Origin of the sequence: Mesorhizobium sp. LHD-90 (assembly GCF_030929505.1) — a bacterium.
Taxonomy (GTDB): Bacteria; Pseudomonadota; Alphaproteobacteria; order Rhizobiales; family Rhizobiaceae; genus Kumtagia.
This window is the reverse complement of sequence record NZ_JAVFVV010000012.1, coordinates 174,036-196,361: the sequence shown is the minus strand read 5'-3', so window position 1 is coordinate 196,361 and position 22,326 is coordinate 174,036. Positions and strand designations below refer to the sequence as shown.

The window sequence follows — 22,326 nt, the reverse complement described above, 5'->3', positions numbered from 1 at the left end:
ACTTCACTCCGGAACGACTGCGATCGCCTGAATCTCGATTTTCGCGCGGTCCTCGACCAGCGCCACCACCTGCATGGCGGCCATCGCCGGGAAATTGCGGCCGATGATTTCTCGGTAGGCCTGGCCTATGCCCTTGAGATTGGCCAGATATTCGGTCTTATCGGTGAAATACCAGGTCATCGAGGTGATGTGTTCCGGCCCGGCGCCCGCCTCGGAAAGCACCGCGACGACATTCTGAAGCGTCTGTCGCACCTGTCCGGCGAAATCGTCGGTCTCCCACTGGCATTGGCCGTTCCAGCCGACCTGGCCGGCGACGAACACCTGCCGCCCGCGAGCTGCGACGCCGTTGGCGTAGCCGATGGGCTTGGCCCAACCTTCCGGCTGAAGGATCGTGTGCATTTCGTCTCCTAGACGTTCAAAATTCTTCTTGGCCACAACGGCTTATAGTTCGGTCCGAACCTTCCACAGTTCCGGAAACAGCACGACGTCCAGCATCCGGCGCAGATAGGACACGCCTGCTGTGCCGCCGGTGCCGCGCTTCAGGCCGATGATGCGTTCGACCGTGGTCACGTGGTTGAACCGCCAGCGGCGGAAGTAATCCTCGAAGTCGACCAGCTTTTCCGCCAGTTCGTAGAGCAGCCAATGTTCCTGCGGCGCGGCATAGACCGCCTTCCAGGCCGCCAGCACCTTGTCGTTCTCGGCGCGCGTCTCGCGCCACTCCGTGCGTCGCCCATCGTCGCCGATGTCGAAGCCGTTGCGGGCGAGCAGCAGCAGCGCCTCGTCGTAGAGGCTGGGCCCGGCCAAGATGTCTTCCAGCGCCGCGACAAGCTCCTCGCGATGCGCGTGCGGGCCGAGCATGGCGAGGTTGCGGTTTCCCGCCAGAAACTCGATCGCCCGGTACTGCCACGACTGGAAGCCGGAGGACTGGCCGAGCGAACCGCGAAATTCCGTGTATTCGCTGGGCGTCATGGTGCGCAGCACGTCCCAGGCGCTGTTCAACTGCTCGAAGATGCGGGCGACGCGCGTCAGCATCTTGAAGGCCGACTGCAACTCGTCGTCGTGGATTGCCCGGATCGCCGAGCGGATCTCGTGGATGGCGAGCTTCATCCACAGTTCGGAGGTCTGGTGCTGGATGATGAACAGCAGCTCGTCATGCGCCTTGGACAGTGGCTCCTGCGCATCCAGAACGCGGTCGAGGCGCAGATAGTCCGCGTAGGACATGCGGTCCTTGAACGACATCTCCGCGCCCTCGCGCGCCGGATCGTATGGCTTGCCGCTCACGTTACCGCCGCCTTGCGAAGATAGTCCGGCCGGTCCCACAGCCGGTTCGTCATGATGTCCTCGAGAGTTTCGGCGGCTTGCACCACATCGTCGCGCGCCAGATAGAGCGGCGTGACACCGAAGCGGATGGCGTCCGGCGCGCGGAAATCGCCGATGACGCCGCGCGCGATCAGCGCCTGCATGATGGCGTAGCCCTTTGCATGGCGGAACGACACCTGGCTGCCGCGTTTTTGCCCGTCGCGCGGCGAGGCGAGCACGAGGTCGGGGCAGCGCGCCTCCACCTCGGCGATGAACAGGTCGATCAGCTCGATCGATTTTTTCCGCACCTCCTGCATCGACACGCCCTCCCAGGCGTCGAGCGCGGCGTCCAGCGCCGTCAGCGCGATCACCGGCGGCGTGCCGCAGCGCATGCGCTCGATGCCGGGCGCCGGCGCGTAGTCGAGGTCAAACGCGAACGGCGCGGCATGGCCCATCCAGCCGGACAGGGCAGGGCGGGCGGTCTCCGCATGTTTCGGCGCGACATAGATGAAGGCCGGCGCGCCCGGCCCGCCGTTCAGGTATTTGTAGGTACAGCCGACGGCGAAGTCGGCTTGCGCTGCGGTCAGGTCGACGGGCAGGGCGCCCACCGAATGGGCGAGATCCCAGATGGTGATGACGCCCACCGCATGCGCCTTTTGAGTCAGCGCCTTCATGTCGTGCAGCCGCCCTGTGCGATAGTCGACCTCGGTCAGCATCAGCACGGCGACGCTCTCGTCGATCGCCTGTTCGACCTCTTCCGGCTCGACAACTTTCAGCACATGGTCCTTGCCGAGCGAGCCGAGCAGGCCCTGCGCCATATAGAGGTCGGAAGGGAAATTCCCGCTGTCGGAAAGCACCGCCTTGCGCTTGGGGTTGAGATCGAGCGCAGAGGCCAGCGCCTGGTAAACCTTGATCGACAGCGTGTCGCCCATGACGACGGTGTTTTCTGGCGCGCCGATCAGTTTTCCGACGCGGTCCCCGACCCTGCGCGGCTGCACGTACCATCCTGCACTGTTCCAGCCACGAATGAGCTGCTCGCCCCATTCGTCCGTCAGCATTTTCGCGACACGCTCTTTCGCTGCGATCGGCAGCGGTCCGAGCGAATTGCCGTCCATATAGACGATGCCTTCGGGGACGTGGAACAGCGCCCGGGTTTTGGCGAAGTCGGTCATGACTGCACGCTTCCGGACAGGCTGGCGGGACAGCGCCCCCCTCTGTCCTGCCGGACATCTCCCCCGCAAGGGGGGAGATTAGCAGCTTCAGCGCCGCCGCTTTTCCTGCAACGTCGGCGATTGGCGAAGCCCAAGCGGTCGGCCAATCTCCCCCCAAGCGGGGGAGATGTCCGGCAGGACAGAGGGGGGCGCTGTCCCGCCGACATTGCGCTTCTTGTAACTGCCTCCACTGTTCCAAATGCGAGGGCAGTAGCCATCGTGAAGGACGCGGGCATAGTCATTTCCCCTCCCTCAACCTGAACCGCTGGATCTTTCCGGTCTGCGTCTTCGGCAGGGCCTCGATAAACTTCACCGAGCGCGGATATTTGTACGGCGCGATCGTCGCCTTCACATGATCCTGAAGAATCTTGCGCATGAGATCGTCGCCGGAAACCCCCTCCGCCAGCACGACATGCGCCTCGACGATCTGGCCGCGGTCGGCATCGGCGACGCCGATCACCGCGCATTCCCTGACATGGACATGGGCGAGAAGTGCTGCCTCCACCTCCGGCCCGGCGATGTTGTAGCCCGACGAGATGATCATGTCGTCGGACCGCGCGGCGAAGTGGAAGAAGCCGGCCTCGTCCTGCACGAAGGAATCGCCGGTGAGGTTCCAGCCATCGCGCACGTATTTGCGCTGGCGCTCGTCGGCCATGTAGCGGCAGCCGGTCGGGCCGCGCACCGCAAGACGCCCGACCTCACCACGCGGCAGTTCGTTCATCTCCTCGTCGACGATTTTTGCCTCGTAGCCGGTCACCGGCTTGCCGGTGCAGGCGGGCGCGGCGTCGGAGAACCGGTTGGAGATGAAGATATGCAGCATCTCGGTGGCGCCGATGCCATCGAGGATCGGCTTGCCGGTCTTTTTCGTCCAGTCCTCGAACACCGGCGCGGGCAGCGTCTCGCCGGCCGAGACCGCAACGCGCAGCGACGACAGGTCGGCGCCCTGTTCCATGGCGGCGAGCATGGCGCGATAGGCGGTCGGCGCGGTGAAACTCACTGTCGCGCGGTACTTTTCGATGATCTCGACCATGTTGGGCGGCGAGGCGTTTTCCAAGAGCGTCGCCGCCGCGCCGAAGCGCAGCGGGAAGATCGCGAGACCCCCAAGCCCGAAGGTGAAGGCCAGAGGCGGCGAGCCGACGAACACGTCGTCGGGCGTCACCTCCAGCACTTCCTTCGCATAACCGTCGGCGATGATCAGCAGATCGCGGTGGAAATGCATGGTGGCCTTCGGCACGCCGGTCGTGCCGGAGGTGAAGCCGAGCAGCGCGACATCGTCGCGCCCGGTCCGCACCGCCTTGAAGCGCACCGATTTGTCCAGCGCGATACGGTCGAGTTCGGCATCGTGGTTGGCCGTGCCGTCGAAACCGATCACTGCCTTGAGGAAACGGCTGTCCTTGGCACAGGCGACCATCTCGTCCTTGATGCGCGTGTCACACAGCGCGAGCCCGATCTCGGCCTTGTCGACGATCTGCGTGAGTTCGCCGGCGCGCAGCATCGGCATGGTGTTGACCACCACGGCGCCGGCCTTGGTGGCGGCCAGCCAGCAGGCCACCATGGCCGGGTTGTTGGCCGAGCGGATCAGCACGCGGTTGCCTGGCTTGACGCCGTAGTTTTCGGTCAACGCATGCGCCAGCCGGTTGGTCCAGTCCGACAGTTCCTTGTAAGTCCGCCGCCGCCCGTTGCCGATCAGCGCGGTATGGTCGCCGAACCCCTTTTCGACCATGCGGTCGGTCAGTTCGACGGCGGCATTCAAGTATTCGGGATAGTCGAAACCGTCGAGCAGGAAATCCGGCGACTCCTGCGGCGGCGGCAGGTTGTCGCGCGCAAAGGTGTCCGTGTGAGCGGAGGGACCGAGCATTTTACGCGTTCGCTTCTTCCGGCAGGAAATCGACATCGTGCTCGGCCGACAGTTTTATGATCGTCGGAATGTCAGTCTTGTCGTGAAGTTCGTCGAACAGTTCCTTCAACTTGCCGGCCGGCGACACCCAGAACAAAGCGCGGCACGGTTTGTTGGATTTGTTGAAATAGCCATGCGGGATGCCGCGCGGCATGCGCACCAGATCGCCGGCCTTCGCTGTCGACCACACGCCGTCGAGCTTCAGTTCGAGCTGGCCCTCCTGCACGAGGATGAATTCCTCCTGGTCAGGATGGATGTGGACCGGCACGAACTGGCCTGGCGCGCTGTTGGTCTCGAAGGCGAATGTCGATTCGCAGACCGCCTTCGGAAAATAGGTCTGGCCGAGAATGTTCCACTTCACGCCATCAAAGCCGGAGCCGTTCGCGGTGATGCCTTTTGCAAGTTCCTTCGCCATTTTCGCAGTCCTTTCCCCTGTTATGATTGTCTGAATTCCGAGAGCACCTGCCGCGCGATCACCACCTTCTGTACGTCCGATGCGCCTTCATAGATGCGCAACGCCCGGATTTCGCGGTAGAGGCTTTCGACGATGTGGCCACGCCGCACGCCGTCGCCGCCATGCAGTTGAACGGCCCTGTCGATCACCTCCTGCGCCTTATCGGTGGCGAAGAGTTTCGCCATCGCCGCCTCGCGGGTGACGCGCGCTGCGCCCATGTCTTTCGTCCAGGCGGCGCGATAGACCAGAAGGGCCGCCGCATCGACGTCGAGCGCCATGTCGGCGATGTGGCCCTGCACCATCTGCAACTCGGCGAGCGGCGCGCCGAACAGTTTTCGCTGGCTCGCCCGCGAAATGCTCTCGTCCAACGCCCGCCGCGCGAAGCCGAGGGCGGCCGCGCCCACCGTCGAGCGGAACACGTCGAGCACCGACATGGCGATCCGAAAACCGTCGCCGGGTTTTCCGATCATCGCCGAGGCCGGCACGCGCGCACCGTCGAAGGCAAGACGTGCCAGCGGATGAGGCGCGATGACCTCCAGCCGCTCGGCGATCTCCATCCCCTTGGTGTCGGCGGGCACGAGGAAGCAGGAAATGCCTTTCGCGCCCGGCGCCTCGCCGGTGCGGGCGAAGAAGACATAAAGGTCGGCGATGCCGCCATTGGAGATCCAGGTCTTTTCGCCGTTGAGAACATAGTCGCCGCCATCGCGCGTGGCAGTCATGTCCATGTTGGCGACGTCCGAGCCGGAGCGTGGTTCCGACAGGGCGAAGGCCGAGATCGCCTCGCCGGCGCGCGTCTTGGCCAGCCATTTCTTGTGCTCGTCCGACCCGAACAGGCTGATCGCGCCGGTGCCGAGCCCCTGCATGGCAAAGGCGAAGTCCGCCAGCCCGTCATGCCTGGCCAGCGTCTCGCGCGTGATGCACAGCGTGCGCACGTCGAGTGGCGCGGAATTTTCGGTGTCGAGCGCGGTCGGCTTCAACCAGCCGTCGCGCCCGAGCATTTTCACCAGGTCGCGGCAGGCGGCGTCGACATCGTGATGGTCAACCGGCAGGTTTTTTGCGCACCACGCATCAAGGTGCTCCGCGAGGTCGCGGTGCCCGTCCTCGAAGAATGGCCAGTTGAGGAAGGAGCGATCAGGCATGAGTGCTCCCTTCTCCCTCCCCCTTGAGGGGAGGGTGCCGAGCGAAGCGAGGCGGGAGGGGTCGCCGCGGAAGTCCGCAACTCAAAGATACGTTGGAGTTTGGCCTCAGCGACCCCACCCGGCCGCTTCGCGGCCACCCTCCCCTCAAGGGGGAGGGAAATGTCGCGCCCGTCATCTCAATCCCCCCGAAACACCGGCTTCTCTTTCGCCACGAACGCGCGATACGCCCGCTCGAAGTCCCGCGTCTGCATGCAGATCGCCTGCGCCTGCGCTTCGGCCTCGATCGCCTGGTCGAGCCCCATGGACCATTCGTGGTTGAGCTGCGTCTTGGTGATGCCGTGGGCAAAGGTTGGGCCGGAGACGATGCGCGCCGCCATTTCCAGCGCGTCGGCCTCCAGCGCGTCGGCCGCCACCAGCCGGTTGTAAAAACCCCAGCGCTCGCCTTCCGCCGCGCTCATGGTGCGACCGGTGTAAAGCAGTTCGGCGGCGCGGCCCTGGCCGATGATGCGCGGCAGGATCGCGCAGGCGCCCATGTCGCAGCCGGCCAGTCCCACGCGGGTGAACAGGAAGGCGGTCTTGGCCTCCGGCGTGGCGATGCGGATGTCGGAGGCCATGGTGATGATCGCCCCGGCGCCGACCGCCACGCCGTCCACGGCTGTTATGATCGGCTTGCCGCAGTTCAGCATCGCCTTGACCAGGTCGCCGGTCATCCGGGTGAAGGCGAGAAGCTGCTTCATGTCCATGTCGACCAGCGGCCCGATGATCTCGTGCACATCGCCGCCCGAGCAGAGATTGCCGCCATTCGGCAGGAACACGATGGCATCGACATCGTCGGCATAAACGAGATCGCGGAACGTGTCGCGCAACTCGGCGTAGGATTCAAAGGTCAGCGGGTTCTTGCGCTCCGGCCGGTCGAGCCGCACGCGCGCGATCCTGCCGTCCACCTGCCACAGGAAATGGCTCGGCTTGAGCCCGGCCATCTGGATGCCCTTCATTCCCGTCCCTCCCAGTTGCTGCGGAACGCCTTCAGCATGCCCGCCAGCCGCCGCGTCTCTTCCTCGCTGACGCCGCCCAGCAACTCGCCGATCCAGCCTTCATGCGCCGCCGCCATGTCGCGGAAGGCGGCGATACCGCTCTCGGTCAGCCGCACCATCGATGTGCGGCGGTCGCCGTTGCGCCGCGCCCGCGTCACCAGCCCTTCCGAGACCAGCCGGTCGATGATGCCGGTGACATTGCCGTTAGAGACCAGGAGGAAGCGCGACAGGTCGCTCATCAGCATGCCTTCCGGCGCGCGGTAGAGCGCCGCCATCACATCGAAGCGGGGCAGGGTGGTGTCGAAATCCTTCTTCAGCCGCTCGCGCAGTTCGGCCTCGATGGTGCGCGAGGCGCGCAAGAGCCGGATCCACAGCCGCAGCCGCTCCTTGCTGTCCTTCGAGATGTCCGGCGCGGAAAGCGGGGCGCTCACCATGTCTCGCCTCCCGAAACCGAGATCGCCTGACCGGTGATCGAGCGCGCGGCATCCGAGCACAGCCACAGCACCGCCGCAGCCACCTCGTCCGGCTGGATGAAGCGGTTCTGCGGATTGGTCGCTGCCAGCGATTTTCGTGCTTCCTCCTCGCTGCGGCCGGTCTTTTCGACGATCCTTTGCACGGATTCATCCAGCATGTCGGTCTCGACGAAGCCGGGGCAGACTGCGTTGACGGTCACGCCGGTCCTGGCGTTTTCCGCCGCCAGCGCCCGCATGAGCCCGACCACGCCGTGTTTGGCCGCCACATAGGGCGCGACATAGGCGTAGCCTTTCAGCCCGGCGGTGGAGGCGACAAAGATTATCCGGCCCTGCTTGCGTTTCGCCATGCCGGCGAGCGCCGGCTTGACTGTCAGAAACGCGCCGGTGAGGTTGACGGCCAGCGTCTGCTGCCAGTCGACCAGCGAAACCTTGTGCGCCGGCGCGCTGCCTGCCATGCCTGCATTGGCGACGACGATGTCGAATGGCCCGCGCGCCGTTTCCGACTTTTCGTAGAGCGCCGCGACGGACTCCTCGTCGGTGACGTCGGCGACGATCCCGTGGATCCGGTCGCTCTCCGCCTTCACCGCCGCAAGCTGCGCCTCGCGGCGGCCGCAGATCGTCACGTCGATACCGTCATCCGCCAGTGCCAGCGCGATCGCTCGGCCGACGCCGGACCCGCCGCCTGTCACCAGCGCGTGGCGTAAGGGGGTCATGGGTGCGGCCTCGATGGTTGGCGCCGCCCAAGCGGCCAGCGTTCCCTCCCCCTTGAGGGGGTCCGAAGGACGGCCGCGTAGCGGCCGGGTGGGGTCCAAGCGGCCGCGCTCCAACCTTCAGACTCAACGCTGGAAGAAGAAGCGCTGCGCACTACTGCTTTGACCCCCTCTGGCCCTACGGGCCATCTCCCCCTCAACTGGGGTGAAATCGCCGCCGCGCCACTCATACCTTGAGCCCCATCGTCGCGGTGCGCTCGGCCAGCCGATAGATCTGATCGCGGCCGGGCAGGTAAGGATCGGGCCATTTTACGTCGCGGTCATTCAGGCTGACGGCGGCATGCAGCGTCCAGTACGGGTCGGCGAGGTGCGGGCGGGCCAGGCAGACGAGGTCGGCACGCCCCGCCATCAGGATCGAGTTGACATGGTCCGGCTCGAAAATATTGCCGACCGCCATGGTCGCCATGCCGGTCTCGTTGCGGATGCGGTCGGAGAACGGCGTCTGGAACATGCGGCCGTAGACCGGCCGCGCCCGGATCGAGGTCTGCCCGGCCGACACGTCACAGATGTCGACACCGGCCGACTGGAGCATACGCGCGATCTCGACCGCCTCGGCCGGCGTCACGCCGTCGCCGCCCACCCAGTCGTTGGCGGAAATGCGCACCGAGATCGGCTTTTCCGCCGGCCAGACGGCGCGCACGGCATGAAAAACCTCCAGCGGATAACGCATGCGGTTTTCGAGCGATCCGCCATAGTCGTCGCTGCGCCGGTTGGTCAGCGGCGTGATGAAGGAGGAGAGCAGGTAGCCGTGGGCGGCGTGGATCTCCAGCATGTCGAAGCCGCAGCGCGCCGCCATTTCCGCCGAAGTCACGAACTGGTCGCGCACCAGGTCCATGTCGGCGCGGGTCATCGGCTTCGGCGCCTGGTTGCGCGGCGACCACGGCACGTCGGACGCCGCCATCACCGGCCAGTTGCCGGTAGCAAGCGGCGCGTCGCTTTCCTCCCAGCCGAGCTGGGTCGAGCCCTTCGGGCCGGAATGCCCGACCTGCGCGCAGATCTTTGCTTCGGTCTCATGGTGCACGAAATCGACCAGCCGCTTCCACGCCGTCTCGTGCTCCGGCGCATAAAAGCCGGTGCAGCCCGGCGTGATGCGGCCTTCGGGGCTGACGCAGGTCATCTCGATATAGATCAGCCCGGCGCCACCCTTGGCGCGCTCGGCATAATGCGAAAAATGCCAGTCGGTCGGGCAGCCGTCGACGGCCTTGTACTGCGCCATCGGCGAGACGACGACGCGGTTCTTCAGTTTCAACTCGCGCAACCGGAACGGCGCGAACATCGGCGCGCGATGCAGATTGCCGATGCTGCCGGACTGCCGCTGGAACCAAGCTTCGGCGTCGCCCAGCCAGGCGGGGTCGCGCAGCCTGAGATTTTCGTGGCTGATGCGCTGCGAGCGCGTCAGCAGCGAGTAGTTGAACTGCACCGGGTCGAGATGCAGGTAGCGCTCGACCTCCTCGAACCATTCGAGCGAATTGCGCGCCGCCGATTGCAGCTTCAGCACCTCCGTGCGCCGCGCGCTCTCGTATTTCTCGAAGGCGGCCGGAAGGTTCGGCTCGGAATGCACGTAGTCGGCCAGCGCCACGGCGCTTTCCAGCGCGAGTTTCGTGCCCGAGCCGATCGAAAAATGCGCTGATGCAGCCGCGTCGCCCATCAGCGCCAGGTTCTTGTGCGACCAGCGTTCGCACAGCACGCGCGGGAAATTGATCCAGGCCGAACCGCGTATGTGGTTGGCGTTGGTCATCAGCGGATGGCCGCCGAGATGTTTTTCGAAGATCTTCTCGCAGGTCGCGATCGATTCCTGCTGCGTCATCGCGCCGAAGCCGAAGGCGTCCCACGTCTCTTGGCTGCATTCGACGATGAAGGTCGCGGTGTCGGGGTCGAACTGGTAGGCGTGCGCCCACACCCAGCCGTGTTCGGTCTGCTCGAAGATGAAGGTGAAGGCGTCGTCGAATTTCTGGTTTGTGCCGAGCCACACGAACTTGCATTTGCGCACGTCGATGTCGGGCTTGAACACCTCAGCGAAGGCCGCGCGCGACCGCGAGTTCAGTCCGTCGGCCGCAACGACGAGGTCGTGCGTCTCCATATAGGGTTTCGGGTCCGGCACCTCGGTTTCGAACTGCAGTTTTATGCCGAGTTCGCGGGCGCGCCTTTGCAGCAGCGTCAAGAGCCGCTTGCGGCCGATGCCGCAGAAACCGTGGCCGGTCGAGACGGTGCGCACGCCCTTGTGGATGACGGCGATGTCGTCCCAGTAGGCGAAGTAGCGCCTGATCCACACGGCGCTGACCGGATCGTTCTTGGTCAGGTTCTCCAGCGTCTCGGCCGACAGAACGACGCCCCAGCCGAACGTGTCGTCGGGCTTGTTGCGCTCGATGACGGTCACGTCGTTCGCCGAGTCGCGCAGCTTCATCGATATGGCAAAATAGAGGCCGGCGGGACCGCCGCCGAGAACCGCAACCTTCATGATGCGACCTCCGCTGGATTTCGGAATCGAGTATCGCCGGGAGGCGAAATTATTTCAAGCTTAAAGTTTCGAAGTTGCGAACGATCCCGTCTGCGTCGCCGCGGTGGCGACGCATGTCCGTGCCGCGAAGGCGAGGGGGTGGCGGGTGCTGCTCCGGTTTACTTACCAGGCTCCTTCGGGCTCCACAGCACGGTCGAGGCGTCCTTTTCATAGGCCATGCCGTTCGGGTAGCTGATCGCTTCGAACTGCAGGCCCCAGGGCGCCTGGAAGTAAAGGATCGTCTGGCCGGCGGCAGGGCCTTCGTTGACGGGTAGCGGCCCCATGCGCGTCGCCACGCCCTTGCCTTCAAGATAGGTTTTTGCGGCGGCCACGTCGTCGACATAGAAGGCGATGTGGAAGCCGCCTATGTCGCTGTTCTTCGCTTGCAGATCCTTCTGGTCGGGCGCGGTGTATTTGAACAGTTCGACATTCGAGCCGAAACCGCAACGCACCAGCGTGATCTCCTCGATGACGGCCTTCGGATCGACGCCGAGCAGGTCCTTCATGAAGGTGCCCTTGTCGTCGGCGAACGGCCCGAACGACATCGCCTTCTGGCAGCCGATAACATTGGTGAAGAAGTCGACGGCCTGTGGGATGTCAGGAACGGTCACGCCGGTGTGGTCGTGGCCGCGCATGCCGGGGATGGAATCTGCCAGCGCCGCGCTGCTGCCGGTGGCCAGCGCCAGTGTGAAAACGGCGCCGCGAATAAAGTTCTGCATGTCACGTCTCCCATTGGCGGGCGGTTGTGTTGCCGCGCCGGGCGCCCGCTGGCCCGGCGCTTCGGAAAACGTCAGACGGCCTCCTTGCCCTGGCGCTCGCCCAGCCAACCGGCATCGATTTCCGGCAGCGGGATCGCGGCGATGAGTTCCCGCGTATAGGCATCCCGCGGCGCGGCGAAAATCTTGTCCGTCGGCCCGGCCTCGACGATTTGCCCGTGGCGCATGACGATGACCTGCTTGCACAGGCGCCGGATCACCGACAGGTCGTGGCTGATGAAGGCGACGGTGAGCCCCATCTCGGAGGCGAGTTTTTCCAGAAGCGTCAGGATCTGCGCCTGGGTCGACACGTCCAGACCCGACACGATCTCGTCGGCCAGCACGAATTTCGGCGCCAGCGCCAGCGCCCGCGCGATGCCGACGCGTTGCCGCTGGCCGCCGGACAGTTCGTGGCGGTAGCGCTTGGCAAAGTTTTCGGGCAGGCCGACGCGCCGCAGTGCCTCCGCCACGCGCCCGGCGAGATTGCCGGCCATGCCGTTCTGCCTGAGCGGCGCGGCGATGATCGCCCCGATGGTGCGGCGCGGGTTGAGCGACGACATCGGGTCCTGAAAAATCATCTGCAGGTCGCGGCGCAGCGGCCGCAGTTCTCCCTCCGGCAAATGCGTGATGTCGCGCCCGTCGAACGTCACCGCGCCTTCGCTTGGTTCCAGCAGGCGCACCAGCGCGCGGCCGAGCGTCGATTTTCCCGAGCCGGATTCGCCGACGATGCCCGTCACCTGGTGGCGCGGCAGGTCGAAGTCGAGTCCCTTCAAGATTTCGATCTTCGGCGCGCTGCCGAAGGCGGGTTTTCGCGCCATGTCGGGCAGCGCGACCTTCAGGCCGCGCACGGAAAACATGGGGTCAGCCATGGCGCGGTCTCCGGAAATACGGGGACAGTTTACTCAATTCCGTCACGAGCCAGACCCAGGTGGAACTGCGAATTTCTGGGGAATTGAGTAAACTGTCCCCGCATTTCCGCGCCTCAACCATGCGGCGCCCTCCAGTCGCGGTCGGCCGCCGCGATCTCGGTGGCGAGGCCGGCCAGCACCGCTTCGTCGACCGGCTTCAGCGAGGCGAACGGGTCGGTGTATTTCGGCGTCGCCGCCATCAGAGCCCGCGTGTAGGGATGTTTTGGATCGGCGAAGAGGGCAGGGGTGTCGGCCTCCTCGACCACCTTGCCGGCATAAAGCACAGTGACTTTCTGGCTGATCTTGGCGACCACGCCGAGGTCGTGGGTGACGAACAGGATCGCCGTGCCGTGCTCGCGCTGCAAGGCGGCGATCAGCCGCAAGATCTGCTTTTGCACGGTCACGTCCAGCGCCGTGGTCGGTTCGTCGGCGACGATCAGCCGGGGCTCGGCGGCGAAGGCGGCGGCGATCAGCACGCGCTGGCGCATGCCGCCCGAAAGCTCGTGCGGATAGCTGCGCAGCACCCGCTCGGGGTCGCGGATCTGCACCTCGTCGAGCAGTTGCCGGATGCGGGCATCGGCGCGCGTGCCGTCCCAGCCGAGGATTTTGGTCAGCCGGTCCGTCGTCTGCGGGCCGATGCGGCGCGACGGGTTCAACGCCGTCAGCGGGTCCTGCGGGATCAGGGCGGTTTTCGCCCCGATCAGCGCGCGCCGCGCCTTGGCCGAAAGATCGCCGAGGTCGGTGCCTTCCAGCCCGATCCGCCCCTCGGCGATCCGCACGCTGGGCGGCAGCACGCCCAGCACCGCCTTGCCGATCATGCTCTTTCCCGCGCCGCTTTCGCCGACCAGCGCGCGCACCTCGCCGGGCTCGACCGTCAGCGATACGGAGCGCAACACGCGCGCACCGTTCGCGAGCGTGGCGCTGAGGCCGGAGATTTCGAGGGCGGGGATCATCTCAGCACCGGATCGAATCTGGCTTTCAGCCCCTCGCCGAACTGGCTGAACGAAAGTACCGTGAGGAACAGCGTGACCAGCGGGAACACCAGCACCCACCACGCCTGGTGGATTGACAGCCGCCCCTCGGCGATGATGCCGCCCCAGGTCGGGTCGTCGGTGGAGATCGACAGGTTGACGAAGGACAGGATGGCCTCGACGATCACCGCGATGCCCATCTCCAGCGACAACAGCGCCACGATGGCCGGCAGCACGTTGGGCAGCACTTCCTTCAGCATGATGTCGAAGCGGCCGAAGCCGGCGATGCGGGCGCTTTCGACATAGTCCATGCGCGCCTGGCCCATCGCCTCGGCGCGCACGACGCGGCAGAAGCGCGTCCAGTCGATCACGGCAATTGCGATGATGACGGAACTCAAACCCGTGCCGAGCACTGCGACCAGCAGGATGGCGAACAGCACCGGCGGAAAAGCCATCCAGATGTCGACGATGCGCGACACGACGCGGTCGGTCCAGCCGCCGAAATAGCCGGCGGCCAGACCCAGCGCCGAGCCGACGATGCAGGCAGCGGCCGCCGCCGCGAAGGCGACGAGGAAGGCCACCCGCCCGCCGTAAATAATGCGCGAGAGCAGGTCGCGGCCGAGGCTGTCGGTGCCCAGCCAGAAACCCGGCTCCGCGCCCTGCATCCAGAAGGGCGGCAGGCGCTCGTAAAGCAGGTCCTGCGCCAGCGGGTCCTGCGGCGCCAACAGCGGTGCGAAGATGGTGGCGAGCAGCGCCACCAGCAGCCAGCCGCCGGCCAGCCAGATGCGGGCGTTCGAGGTCTTGGCCGTGCGCGCGTCAGCCATGACGCAGCCTCGGATTGAGCACGGCGTAGAGCATGTCGACGGCCAGGTTGATCAGCACGAACAGCAGCGCGAACACCAGCACGATGCCCTGGATCAGCGGCAGGTCGCGGTTGATCACCGCGTCGATCGCCATGTTGCCGAGCCCCTCGTAGGAGAACAGTCGCTCGACGATGACGGTGCCGCCAATCAGGAAGGTGAACTGCACGCCGACCAGCGTCAGCGTCGGCAGGGCCGCATTTTTCAATGCTTCGCGCAAGATCACCTGCGTCTCGGAAAACCCCTTCACCCGCGCCAGCACGACATAGTCGAGCGACAGCAGTTCCTTCAGCGACTGTTTCAGCAATTGCGCGATGATCGCCGCCAGAGGTAGGGCAAGCGCCAGCGCTGGCATGAACATATGGCTGAGCAGGTCCTTCGTCAGATCGAAGCGCAGCCGGAAGATGCTTTCGAACAGGTAGAACTGGGTGACGAAGGGTAGTTCCAGCCGCGGCGAGACCCGGCCGGAAATCTCGAACACTGGCCACAGCACGCCGAAGACGAGGATGAAGGCCAGCCCCCAAAGGAAGTCGGGAATGGAAAGCGCCGCACCGTTGGCGACGTCGATGCCGGCCTCGACCGCCGTGCCGCGCTCGCGCGCTCCGATCACCGCCAGCACGCCGCCGACCGCAACGGCGATCAGCAGCGCCACGATCGACAGTTCGAGCGTCGCCGGCAGGCGGTTCATGACTAGGCCCAGCACGTCCTGCCTGAGTGAGATCGAGGTGCCGAAATCGCCGTGCAGGACGCCCGCCAGCCAGATGAAGAATTGTTCGACGATGCTTTTGTCCAGCCCGTAAAGCGCCCGCAGCCGGTCGATGTCGGCCTGGCTGGCGCCGGGAGGCAGCATCATGGCGATCGGGTCGCCCGGCGCGATGCGGATGACGACGAACACCACCACCGCCACGCCGAACAGCGTGACGGCCATGGTGAGCAGTCGCGTTAGGAAGCGTTGCAGGATCATGTTTGTCCGTGCATCGGAACAAGGCAATGCCAGCCGTCGCAGACGACGGTGAACACCAGTTTTGAGCGCTACAGAGGCTGGTCCCAAAATTTCGTCAGGACGAGGCGAAAATGGTGATTTCGAGAACCGGAGCGGAGCGTACGTTTGGGTACGTGAGCACCGGAAGCGCAGAAATCGACATTTGCAGCCCGTCCTGGCGAATTTTCGGCCAGCCTCACGCCGGCGTCATCAAAGCGGGCAGCAGCGCACCCGACTTGTGCGGCACCACCTTCACACCCTTGGCATGCACGATCGGCTGCGCATATTGCAGCAGCGGCAGCACATAGGCGTTGTCGGCGATCAGTTTCGACACCGCCTTCCAGCCGGCGATGCGTTTTGCCTCGTCCGGCTCGGCCCACAGCGGGTTGATCGCGTCGATGACGTCCTGGCCGTCCCAGACCGAATGCGGGCTCGGCCCGTACATTGCGAAGCCGGTCGAGGTGGTCGGGTCGCCGATCGAATTGCCCCAGTTGTAGAAGGCGGCAGGCGCGAGATGGTCGGCGGCGCGCAGCTCGTAATGCTTGGCGATCTCGTAGACCTCGATGTTGGCCTCGATGCCGACCTTGCGCCACATGCCGACGATCGCCTGGATCATCTCGTAGTCCTTGGGCTTGAAACCCTTGGTGGTCTGGATCGTGAATTTTACCGGCTTGTCGGTGGAATAACCTGACGCAGCCAGCAGTTCCTTCGCCTTGTCCGGATTGTATTCGACCTTGATCGACGGGTCGAAGGCCGCGTATTCCGGGGTCTCCAGCGTGTCAATGGGCAGGCCGTAGCCGCGCAGCAGCCGGTCGACCAGGAGCTTCTTGTCCACCGACATGACGGCCGCCTTGCGCACATTGGCGTCCTTCATCACGTCGATGTCGTTGAAGAACACCATGCCGATGTCGGAGACGGTGTCGCAGGAGCCGGCCAGTCCGTCCTTGCCAATCAACCGGTCGTATTCCTCGTAGGGGATTTCCAGCGTGACCTGCGAGGAGCCGGACTCGATCTCGGCGACGCGGCTCGCCGCGTCGGTCACGAACTTTATGGTCACGTTCTCGAAGGCCGGCTTGCCGCCCCAGTAGTTGGGGTTGGCCTTCAGCCGCAGGAAGGCGTTGCGCTCGAACTTGTCGACCATGTACGGCCCGGTGCCGATGGGCTTTGCCTCAAACCCTTCAGCGCCGACCTTCTCATAATAGGCTTTTGGCAGCACGTAGCCGGTGAGGAACGACATCCACTTGAAATAGACCGGGTCGAACTGGACGACGTCGCCGGTGATGGTGTTGCCGTCGATCTTGAAGTTGTTGACGTTCTTCCACACGAACTGGATCGGGTTGCCGGTCTTCTCGTCGCCGGCGCGCTGCAGCGACCACACGATGTCCTCCGCCGTGAACGGCGAGCCGTCATGCCAGGTCACGCCCTCGCGCACGGTCATCATCACCTTGGTGCGGTCCTGGTTCCAGCCCCATTGCGTCAGCAGGCCGGGACCGAAGGACAGGTCGGGCGCCTGCGGGATGAACTGGTCGAACACCGACTGGTAGATGCCCTGGATGGTCGGGTTGACGGCCGAGGGGCCGGTGGTCGGGTCCCAGGAAGGCAGGTTGACGTTGTAGGCGATGGTCAGTTCGCTCGCCTGCGCGCGGGCGATGTTCGGCATGCCGATCGCCGCCACGCCGAGCGCCGAAGCGCCGTAGCCGAGAAGTTCGCGTCTGTTCATAGTCATGACAATGTTCCCCATGTTGTTGATTGTGAGCTGAATTTTCAGTCTAGAACTGCTGTCGCCTCGATCTCGATCAGGAAGTCGGGCATTGCGAGCGCCTGCACGCCGATCCACGTGTTGGCGGCCGGCACGGTGTCGCCATAGAAGGCAAGGATCTCTTCCGTGACTGGGCCGAGCTTGTCCGGTGTGTGGCCGACGACATAGGTTCTCAGCCGCACGATGTTGGCTGGCGTGCCGCCCACTTCGGCCAGCACCTGCTTCAAGTTCGCAAGCGCCTGCCGCGTTTGCGCGGCCAGATCGCCCCTGCCGACGAGTTCGCCTGCCGCGTTCCAGGCCACTTGGCCAGACATGTGCAGCGTGCGCCCGCCATTCTGCTCCACGGCATGGGAGAACCCATACGGTGTCGCCTTGTACATGGTTGCCGGATTGATCGGTTTGCGTTTCATCGGCACCTCCATTCGTTCCTCGCCGGCCCGTTGAGGCGGCGTCCTATTCGTTTGTCGTTTCAACGGCCCGCAAGCTGCCGGGCCAGCATGAAGCCCGATGCCGCGCCGACGCCGGCGCCCGGCCAGGTCGCCGCGCCCGTCAGATGCAGCCGTTCCACCGGCGTATTCCACTTGGCGAAGCCGCGTGCCGGCCGGAACAGGAAATTCTGCGAGATATGATGGCTGCCGCAGATCTGGTCGCCGCCCACCAGGTTCGGATTCTCGCGTTCGAGGTCGAGCGGCGAGAATATCGCGCGCCCGAGGATTTTTCCGCGCAGCCCCGGCGCATAGTGCTCGATGATGTCGAGCACGCGCTCCGCATACCGCTCTTTCACGGTCTCCCACGGGGCCGGCTGGATCTCGCCCGCCGCATCGCCGGCAATCTCGGCAGGCAGCGCCCGCACCTGCACCCACAGCACATGTTTTCCCGCCGGCGCGCGGGAAGCATCGATCGCAGTCGGCTGGCCAACCACCAGCACCGGTTCGTCGGGCAGCAGGCCGGCAATTGCTTGGCTGTAGGTTTTCGCCATCTGGTCGAGCGACGGTGCCAGATGCACATAGGCGAATTGCCGAAGCTCGGCTCCCGCCTGCCAGTTGGGCAGATCGTCCAATGCCAGGTGGATCATCATGGTGCCCGGCGCGTGGCGAAATTTTTTCATCGCCGTGTCAAATCCCGCATCGCCGGAACCGTTGGGCAAAAGCCTGCCCGCCAAGGCGCCTGGTGCGACGCCGGCGATCACCGCCTTCGCCGCACTATGCGTCTCGCCTGAGGCGAGCCGGATGCCGGTGGCCTTGCCGCCCGCCGTTGTGATCTCGGCCACATCGGCATTGGTGAAGATTTTTCCGCCCGCCGCGGTCACCATGTTCTCCAGCGCCCGGATCATCGTGTCGGCCCCACCTTTGCCGAGCACCATGCCGAAATTTTGGTTGGCCATGGATTCCAGATATGGGAATACCGCGCCGCCGGCGATGTCGGGTGCGAAGTCGAGATGCATGCCCCAGGCGGCCAGCGTCGCCTTGACATGCGGCGAGGCGAAATTCTCGTCCAGCCAGGCGCGCGGCGACGACAGCAGCAGCCGGGCGGTGTCGAGCGCGCCGGAAACCCCCTTTTTCCGCCAGAGATTCCAGCCGGTGCCGGCCAGCGCGCGAAAACCCATCGGCGAGCCGAGCAGGCGGAACAGATGCTCCGCCTCACCCGGAAACGCCGCCACCAGCTTTCGCCATGCATCGGCGTCGGCGGACGAGAAGGCTGCGATGCGCGTCGCCGTTTTTTCCAGGTCGGTGCTCACCCCGAACCATTTGCCGTCGGGGAAGACGCTGGCGAAACAATCGGCCACGGGCGCGAATTCGAGCCCATGCGATTTCAATTCATTTGCATACATTTTGTGGAAGGCCGAGCCGGCGAACAGGCTCAGATTCATCGCGCCGAAATCGTGACGGAAACCGGGAAGCGTGTATTCCTGCGTCCTGACGGCGCCGCCAAGCGTCGCGTTGCGTTCGAAAACGCCGACTTTCCAGCCTTTCGCGGCCAGATGCGCGGCGCATGCCAGGCTGTTGTGGCCCGCCCCGACCAGTATGGCGTCGAACTCGCTCACGCCCCCACCCATTTTGTTTTAGGCTTAAAGATAATTGCAGATGCATGGGTTTTCGTCTAGTAGGATATGTCAACGACCGCAGAGTCTTTGGGTGACACCGCAAGAGGGAACGACGATCATGGACAAGCAGAAACTTCTCGGCGAACTCGCCGGCCAGTTGCTTTCGGGCGGCATCGAGGTGGTCGACCTTTCGGCGCCGCTCGGCCCCGACACCCCGCTGATCAAGCTGCCGCCGGAGCTGGCGGTCGACACGCCCAAGGTCGAGATCCACAAGATCTCCGAATACGACAAGAACGGCCCGTGGTGGGCCTGGAACTGGCTGAAGCTCGGCGAGCATTCGGGCACGCATTTCGACGCGCCGATCCACTGGATCTCCGGCAAGGACTATGCCGACGGCGCCACCGACACCATTCCGGCCCAAAAGTTCGTCGGACCGGTCAATGTCATCGATTGCTCGAAGGAAGCCGCCGCCGACCCGGACTTCCTGCTCACCGTCGACCACATCAAGGCGTGGGAAGCCAAACACGGCGCCATCAATCCCGGCGAATGGGTGGTCATGCGCACCGACTGGGACCGGCACGGCGGTTCCGAGGCGGAGTTCCTCAACGCCAACGAGACCGGCCCGCACACGCCCGGCCCGACCGCCGAGGCGATCATCTATCTGATCGAGAAGGACGTCGCCGGCTGGGGTTCGCAGACCATAGGCACCGATGCCGGCAAGGCGGGCGGCATGGAGCCGCCGTTCCCGGCCCATACGCTGATGCACAAGGCCAACAAATACGGCCTCGCCAGCCTGTGCAACCTCGACAAGCTGCCGGCCCGCGGCGCCATCCTGATCGTCGCGCCGCTGAAGATCGAGCACGGCACCGGCAGCCCGATCCGCGCCCTGGCGCTGGTGGCGAGGTAGGACCAAGCGGCCTAGGAGTAGGTCATGCGCGCGGCCGGAGGCACGATCTCTTACCCTCCCCCTTGTGGGGAGGGTCGGCGAGCGAGCTTTGCGAAGCAAGGCGAGAGAGACGGGGTGGGGGTGAGGACGCTATCACGTCTGCGCCGCGCAAATGATCTCGGGTTCTCGGCGCCCTACGTCTACCCCCACCCCGCTTCGCAGACTTCACTTCGTTCCGCCTGCTCATCGACCCTCCCCACAAGGGGGAGGGTAAGGGCGCAAACCCCATGACCGCTCCCGATCACATCATCGTCGGCAGCGGCATCAACGCTCTCGTCTGCGCGGCGATCCTCGGCGGCAAGGGCCGAAAAGTCCTTGTGCTGGAGCGCAACGACCGTATCGGCGGCTGCGTCCGCACCGAGGAGATCACCGCGCCGGGTTTTGTCCACGACGTGATGGCCACCACTTTCGTGCTGTTCATCACCGGCCCGGCTTATGCGGCGCTTGGGTCCGACCTTGCCCGGCACGGCCTCGAGTTCTGCCACACGGTGACGCCGACCGGCGTGTTGCGGCCGGACGGCAGCCACGCCATCATCCGCACCGACCGCGCCGCCAATATCGCCGCCCTCAACGCCATCGAGCCGGGCGATGGCGACCGGCACGCAAACGACGTCGGCGGCATCGAGCGTAATGCCGGCCTGCTGTTTTCGCTGCTCGGCGGCAATCTCTGGAGCTATCCGACCTTCAAGCTGCTGGCGGGCGAAGCGTGGCGGCGCGGCCCGCGTGGGCTGGCGGCATTCCTTGGCGAGGCGCTTGTGCCGGCGCGCGGCTGGCTGGAAAGCGGCTACGAATCGGACCTGACCCGGGCCTTATGGGCGCCTTGGGTGCTGCATGCCGGTCTCGGCCCCGAAGACGCTTTTTCCGGCCAGATCGCTAAAGTCATCGCCTTCGCGCTGGAGGCGGCCGGCGCGTCCATCGTCAAGGGCGGCGGGAAAAACCTGCTTTCGGCCTTCGAAAAGCTCATCCGCGAGCGCGGCGGAGAAATCCGAACCGGCGCAGACGTCGCCTCGATCGTGCAGGCAGGCGGCCGCGCCACCGGCGTTCGGCTTGCCTCCGGCCAGGAGATTTCCGCGAGCAAGGGGGTCATCTGCTCGGTCACGCCGACACAGCTCTACGACCGCCTGCTCGGCGGTGCAAAACCCGCCGGCGAGCCGGACGCGGTGAAGAATTTTCGCTACGGCAAGGGCAATTTCCAGATCCACTACGCGCTCGACCGCCCGCCGGCTTGGAAGGGCGAAGGGCTGGGCCAAGTGGCGCTGCTGCATCTGACGCCCGGCCTCGACGGCGTGTCGAAGGCCTGCAACGAGGCCGCGCGGGGCATGCTGCCGGACGTGCCGACCATCTGCGTCGGCCAACCGCATGCGCTCGACCCGTCGCGCTGCCCGGCCGGCAAGGCGATCCTGTGGCTGCAGCTTCCCGAGGCGCCGCGCCACATCAAGGGCGACGCCGCCGGAAAACTGATCGTCGCCGATGGCGGCTGGACCGAACAACTGCGCGAAGCCTACGCCGACCGCGCCGAGGCGATCCTTGCAAGCCATATCGACGGCTTCAAGGAAACCGTGATCGCGCGAAAAAGCTATTCGCCGGCCGATCTCGAGACCATGAACATCAACCTCGTCGGCGGTGACCCCTATGGCGGCTCCTCGACCATCGACCAGGCGTTCCTGTGGCGGCCGTTCAAGGGCACGCGCAACCACGAGACCGACGTGAAGAATCTCTATCACATCGGCGCCTCCACCCATCCGGGCGCGGGACTTGGCGGCGGCTCCGGCTTCCTTCTCGGGAGCAGGCTCTGATGGACCAGAAGGTAGCCGAGAAACGCGTGCCCATCTCGACGCTCGGCCAGATCGGGCTGCAGCAGTTTGCGCCCTATCTGATGAACCGCATCATGGGCCGCTACAACGCCACTTTGCGCGAGGATTTCCGCAAGAAACACCGCACCATCCCGCAGGTGCGCACACTGGCCGTGCTGTCGGTGATGGACGGCGTCACCGTCGGCGACCTGTCGGTCTACACCGTCATCGAGCAGTCGACGCTGTCGCGCACCCTGGACGCGCTGGAAGCGCACGGACTGGTGCGCCGCGAGACCGGCGAGACCGACAGCCGCGTGCGCAAGGTTTTTCTGACCGACGATGGCCGCACCGAGTTCGGCCGCGCCTGGCCGGCCATGCACGCCGCCTTCGAGGCGATGTTCGAGGACATCGGCGAGGACGAATATTCGGCCCTCATCGTGACGTTGCAGAAGATGCTGAAGAACATCCGGAAGCATGAGATTTGACGGATGGGTATTCAACCGTCGTCCTCGACGCCCCCTCCACCACGCTACG

21 protein-coding genes are annotated in these 22,326 nt (G+C 65.1%); 3 read left to right on the top strand and 18 right to left on the bottom strand.

What is annotated here, in order from left to right; translation table 11 throughout:
- Positions 1-3 precede the first annotated feature (3 nt).
- The 18 genes from RB623_RS18670 to RB623_RS18585 form a co-directional block, all read right to left on the bottom strand.
- Positions 4-399, bottom strand: a complete 396-nt coding sequence (locus RB623_RS18670) for a RidA family protein (protein WP_308058420.1) — start codon at positions 397-399, stop codon at positions 4-6.
- Positions 400-441: 42 nt separating this feature from the next.
- The gene (gene kynA, locus RB623_RS18665; RefSeq protein WP_308058419.1) at positions 442-1,281 is read right to left on the bottom strand and encodes a tryptophan 2,3-dioxygenase; all 840 of its coding nucleotides are present in this window, start codon (positions 1,279-1,281) and stop codon (positions 442-444) included.
- Positions 1,278-2,471: a kynureninase gene (kynU, locus tag RB623_RS18660; protein ID WP_308058418.1), complete on the bottom strand. Its 1,194-nt coding sequence runs from the start codon at positions 2,469-2,471 to the stop codon at positions 1,278-1,280. The genes kynA and kynU overlap by 4 nt, the downstream gene beginning before the upstream one ends.
- Positions 2,472-2,748: 277 nt before the next feature.
- Positions 2,749-4,368 carry an AMP-binding protein gene (locus RB623_RS18655; protein WP_308058417.1) on the bottom strand — a complete coding sequence of 540 codons (1,620 nt, stop codon included), beginning with the start codon at positions 4,366-4,368 and terminating at the stop codon, positions 2,749-2,751.
- A gap of 1 nt (position 4,369) precedes the next feature.
- Complete coding sequence (locus tag RB623_RS18650; RefSeq protein ID WP_308058415.1) at positions 4,370-4,822, bottom strand: cupin domain-containing protein; 453 nt, start codon at positions 4,820-4,822, stop codon at positions 4,370-4,372.
- A 20-nt stretch (positions 4,823-4,842) separates the two neighbouring features.
- Positions 4,843-6,000, bottom strand: coding sequence for an acyl-CoA dehydrogenase family protein (locus RB623_RS18645; protein ID WP_308058414.1), 1,158 nt, complete (start codon positions 5,998-6,000; stop codon positions 4,843-4,845).
- A gap of 176 nt (positions 6,001-6,176) precedes the next feature.
- Positions 6,177-6,980, bottom strand: a complete 804-nt coding sequence (locus RB623_RS18640; protein WP_308058454.1) for an enoyl-CoA hydratase family protein — start codon at positions 6,978-6,980, stop codon at positions 6,177-6,179.
- An 11-nt stretch (positions 6,981-6,991) separates the two neighbouring features.
- Positions 6,992-7,468 (bottom strand): MarR family transcriptional regulator, encoded by a 477-nt coding sequence (locus RB623_RS18635; RefSeq protein ID WP_308058413.1) that lies wholly within the window; start codon positions 7,466-7,468, stop codon positions 6,992-6,994.
- Complete coding sequence (locus tag RB623_RS18630) at positions 7,462-8,220, bottom strand: SDR family NAD(P)-dependent oxidoreductase (RefSeq protein WP_308058412.1); 759 nt, start codon at positions 8,218-8,220, stop codon at positions 7,462-7,464. The genes RB623_RS18635 and RB623_RS18630 overlap by 7 nt, the downstream gene beginning before the upstream one ends.
- A 223-nt stretch (positions 8,221-8,443) precedes the next feature.
- A complete protein-coding gene (locus RB623_RS18625) occupies positions 8,444-10,735 on the bottom strand; it encodes a bifunctional salicylyl-CoA 5-hydroxylase/oxidoreductase (RefSeq protein WP_308058411.1) in 2,292 nt (763 codons plus the stop codon).
- A gap of 158 nt (positions 10,736-10,893) precedes the next feature.
- Positions 10,894-11,493, bottom strand: a complete 600-nt coding sequence (locus tag RB623_RS18620; RefSeq protein WP_374121700.1) for a VOC family protein — start codon at positions 11,491-11,493, stop codon at positions 10,894-10,896.
- 71 nt (positions 11,494-11,564) lie between these two features.
- Entirely contained in the window at positions 11,565-12,398 is an 834-nt protein-coding gene (locus tag RB623_RS18615; protein ID WP_308058410.1) for an ATP-binding cassette domain-containing protein, read from the bottom strand.
- A gap of 113 nt (positions 12,399-12,511) precedes the next feature.
- Positions 12,512-13,390 carry an ABC transporter ATP-binding protein gene (locus RB623_RS18610; protein WP_308058409.1) on the bottom strand — a complete coding sequence of 293 codons (879 nt, stop codon included), beginning with the start codon at positions 13,388-13,390 and terminating at the stop codon, positions 12,512-12,514.
- Positions 13,387-14,232 carry an ABC transporter permease gene (locus RB623_RS18605; RefSeq protein WP_308058408.1) on the bottom strand — a complete coding sequence of 282 codons (846 nt, stop codon included), beginning with the start codon at positions 14,230-14,232 and terminating at the stop codon, positions 13,387-13,389. Before RB623_RS18605 ends, RB623_RS18610 begins: the two co-directional genes overlap by 4 nt.
- Entirely contained in the window at positions 14,225-15,232 is a 1,008-nt protein-coding gene (locus RB623_RS18600) for an ABC transporter permease (protein WP_308058407.1), read from the bottom strand. Before RB623_RS18600 ends, RB623_RS18605 begins: the two co-directional genes overlap by 8 nt.
- A gap of 214 nt (positions 15,233-15,446) precedes the next feature.
- Positions 15,447-16,976 carry an ABC transporter substrate-binding protein gene (locus RB623_RS18595; RefSeq protein ID WP_308058406.1) on the bottom strand — a complete coding sequence of 510 codons (1,530 nt, stop codon included), beginning with the start codon at positions 16,974-16,976 and terminating at the stop codon, positions 15,447-15,449.
- Positions 16,977-17,014: 38 nt separating this feature from the next.
- A complete protein-coding gene (locus tag RB623_RS18590; protein ID WP_308058405.1) occupies positions 17,015-17,419 on the bottom strand; it encodes a RidA family protein in 405 nt (134 codons plus the stop codon).
- Positions 17,420-17,478: 59 nt separating this feature from the next.
- Positions 17,479-19,053, bottom strand: coding sequence for an NAD(P)/FAD-dependent oxidoreductase (locus tag RB623_RS18585; RefSeq protein ID WP_308058403.1), 1,575 nt, complete (start codon positions 19,051-19,053; stop codon positions 17,479-17,481).
- A gap of 118 nt (positions 19,054-19,171) precedes the next feature.
- On the opposite strand from RB623_RS18585, the gene RB623_RS18580 reads away from it, so the two are divergent.
- The 3 genes from RB623_RS18580 to RB623_RS18570 all read left to right on the top strand — a co-directional run bounded on the left by RB623_RS18580 (position 19,172) and on the right by RB623_RS18570 (position 22,277).
- Positions 19,172-19,960: a cyclase family protein gene (locus tag RB623_RS18580; protein WP_308058402.1), complete on the top strand. Its 789-nt coding sequence runs from the start codon at positions 19,172-19,174 to the stop codon at positions 19,958-19,960.
- A 266-nt stretch (positions 19,961-20,226) separates the two neighbouring features.
- Positions 20,227-21,795, top strand: coding sequence for an NAD(P)/FAD-dependent oxidoreductase (locus RB623_RS18575; protein ID WP_308058401.1), 1,569 nt, complete (start codon positions 20,227-20,229; stop codon positions 21,793-21,795).
- Complete coding sequence (locus RB623_RS18570; RefSeq protein ID WP_308058400.1) at positions 21,795-22,277, top strand: MarR family transcriptional regulator; 483 nt, start codon at positions 21,795-21,797, stop codon at positions 22,275-22,277. Before RB623_RS18575 ends, RB623_RS18570 begins: the two co-directional genes overlap by 1 nt.
- Positions 22,278-22,326 lie beyond the last annotated feature (49 nt).

What these genes read in the sequence shown, in the direction of transcription:
- RB623_RS18570 (WP_308058400.1), top strand. Translation starts at nt 21,795, where the DNA reads ATGGACCAGAAGGTAGCCGAGAAACGCGTGCCCATCTCGACGCTCGGC.
- RB623_RS18625 (WP_308058411.1), bottom strand. Translation starts at nt 10,735, where the DNA reads ATGAAGGTTGCGGTTCTCGGCGGCGGTCCCGCCGGCCTCTATTTTGCC.
- RB623_RS18670 (WP_308058420.1), bottom strand. Translation starts at nt 399, where the DNA reads ATGCACACGATCCTTCAGCCGGAAGGTTGGGCCAAGCCCATCGGCTAC.
- RB623_RS18645 (WP_308058414.1), bottom strand. Translation starts at nt 6,000, where the DNA reads ATGCCTGATCGCTCCTTCCTCAACTGGCCATTCTTCGAGGACGGGCAC.
- kynU (WP_308058418.1), bottom strand. Translation starts at nt 2,471, where the DNA reads ATGACCGACTTCGCCAAAACCCGGGCGCTGTTCCACGTCCCCGAAGGC.
- RB623_RS18650 (WP_308058415.1), bottom strand. Translation starts at nt 4,822, where the DNA reads ATGGCGAAGGAACTTGCAAAAGGCATCACCGCGAACGGCTCCGGCTTT.
- RB623_RS18580 (WP_308058402.1), top strand. Translation starts at nt 19,172, where the DNA reads ATGGACAAGCAGAAACTTCTCGGCGAACTCGCCGGCCAGTTGCTTTCG.
- RB623_RS18575 (WP_308058401.1), top strand. Translation starts at nt 20,227, where the DNA reads ATGACCGCTCCCGATCACATCATCGTCGGCAGCGGCATCAACGCTCTC.
- RB623_RS18590 (WP_308058405.1), bottom strand. Translation starts at nt 17,419, where the DNA reads ATGAAACGCAAACCGATCAATCCGGCAACCATGTACAAGGCGACACCG.
- RB623_RS18615 (WP_308058410.1), bottom strand. Translation starts at nt 12,398, where the DNA reads ATGGCTGACCCCATGTTTTCCGTGCGCGGCCTGAAGGTCGCGCTGCCC.
- RB623_RS18655 (WP_308058417.1), bottom strand. Translation starts at nt 4,368, where the DNA reads ATGCTCGGTCCCTCCGCTCACACGGACACCTTTGCGCGCGACAACCTG.
- RB623_RS18630 (WP_308058412.1), bottom strand. Translation starts at nt 8,220, where the DNA reads ATGACCCCCTTACGCCACGCGCTGGTGACAGGCGGCGGGTCCGGCGTC.
- RB623_RS18620 (WP_374121700.1), bottom strand. Translation starts at nt 11,493, where the DNA reads ATGCAGAACTTTATTCGCGGCGCCGTTTTCACACTGGCGCTGGCCACC.
- RB623_RS18640 (WP_308058454.1), bottom strand. Translation starts at nt 6,980, where the DNA reads ATGGCCGGGCTCAAGCCGAGCCATTTCCTGTGGCAGGTGGACGGCAGG.
- RB623_RS18595 (WP_308058406.1), bottom strand. Translation starts at nt 16,976, where the DNA reads ATGACTATGAACAGACGCGAACTTCTCGGCTACGGCGCTTCGGCGCTC.
- RB623_RS18600 (WP_308058407.1), bottom strand. Translation starts at nt 15,232, where the DNA reads ATGATCCTGCAACGCTTCCTAACGCGACTGCTCACCATGGCCGTCACG.
- RB623_RS18605 (WP_308058408.1), bottom strand. Translation starts at nt 14,232, where the DNA reads ATGGCTGACGCGCGCACGGCCAAGACCTCGAACGCCCGCATCTGGCTG.
- RB623_RS18635 (WP_308058413.1), bottom strand. Translation starts at nt 7,468, where the DNA reads ATGGTGAGCGCCCCGCTTTCCGCGCCGGACATCTCGAAGGACAGCAAG.
- RB623_RS18610 (WP_308058409.1), bottom strand. Translation starts at nt 13,390, where the DNA reads ATGATCCCCGCCCTCGAAATCTCCGGCCTCAGCGCCACGCTCGCGAAC.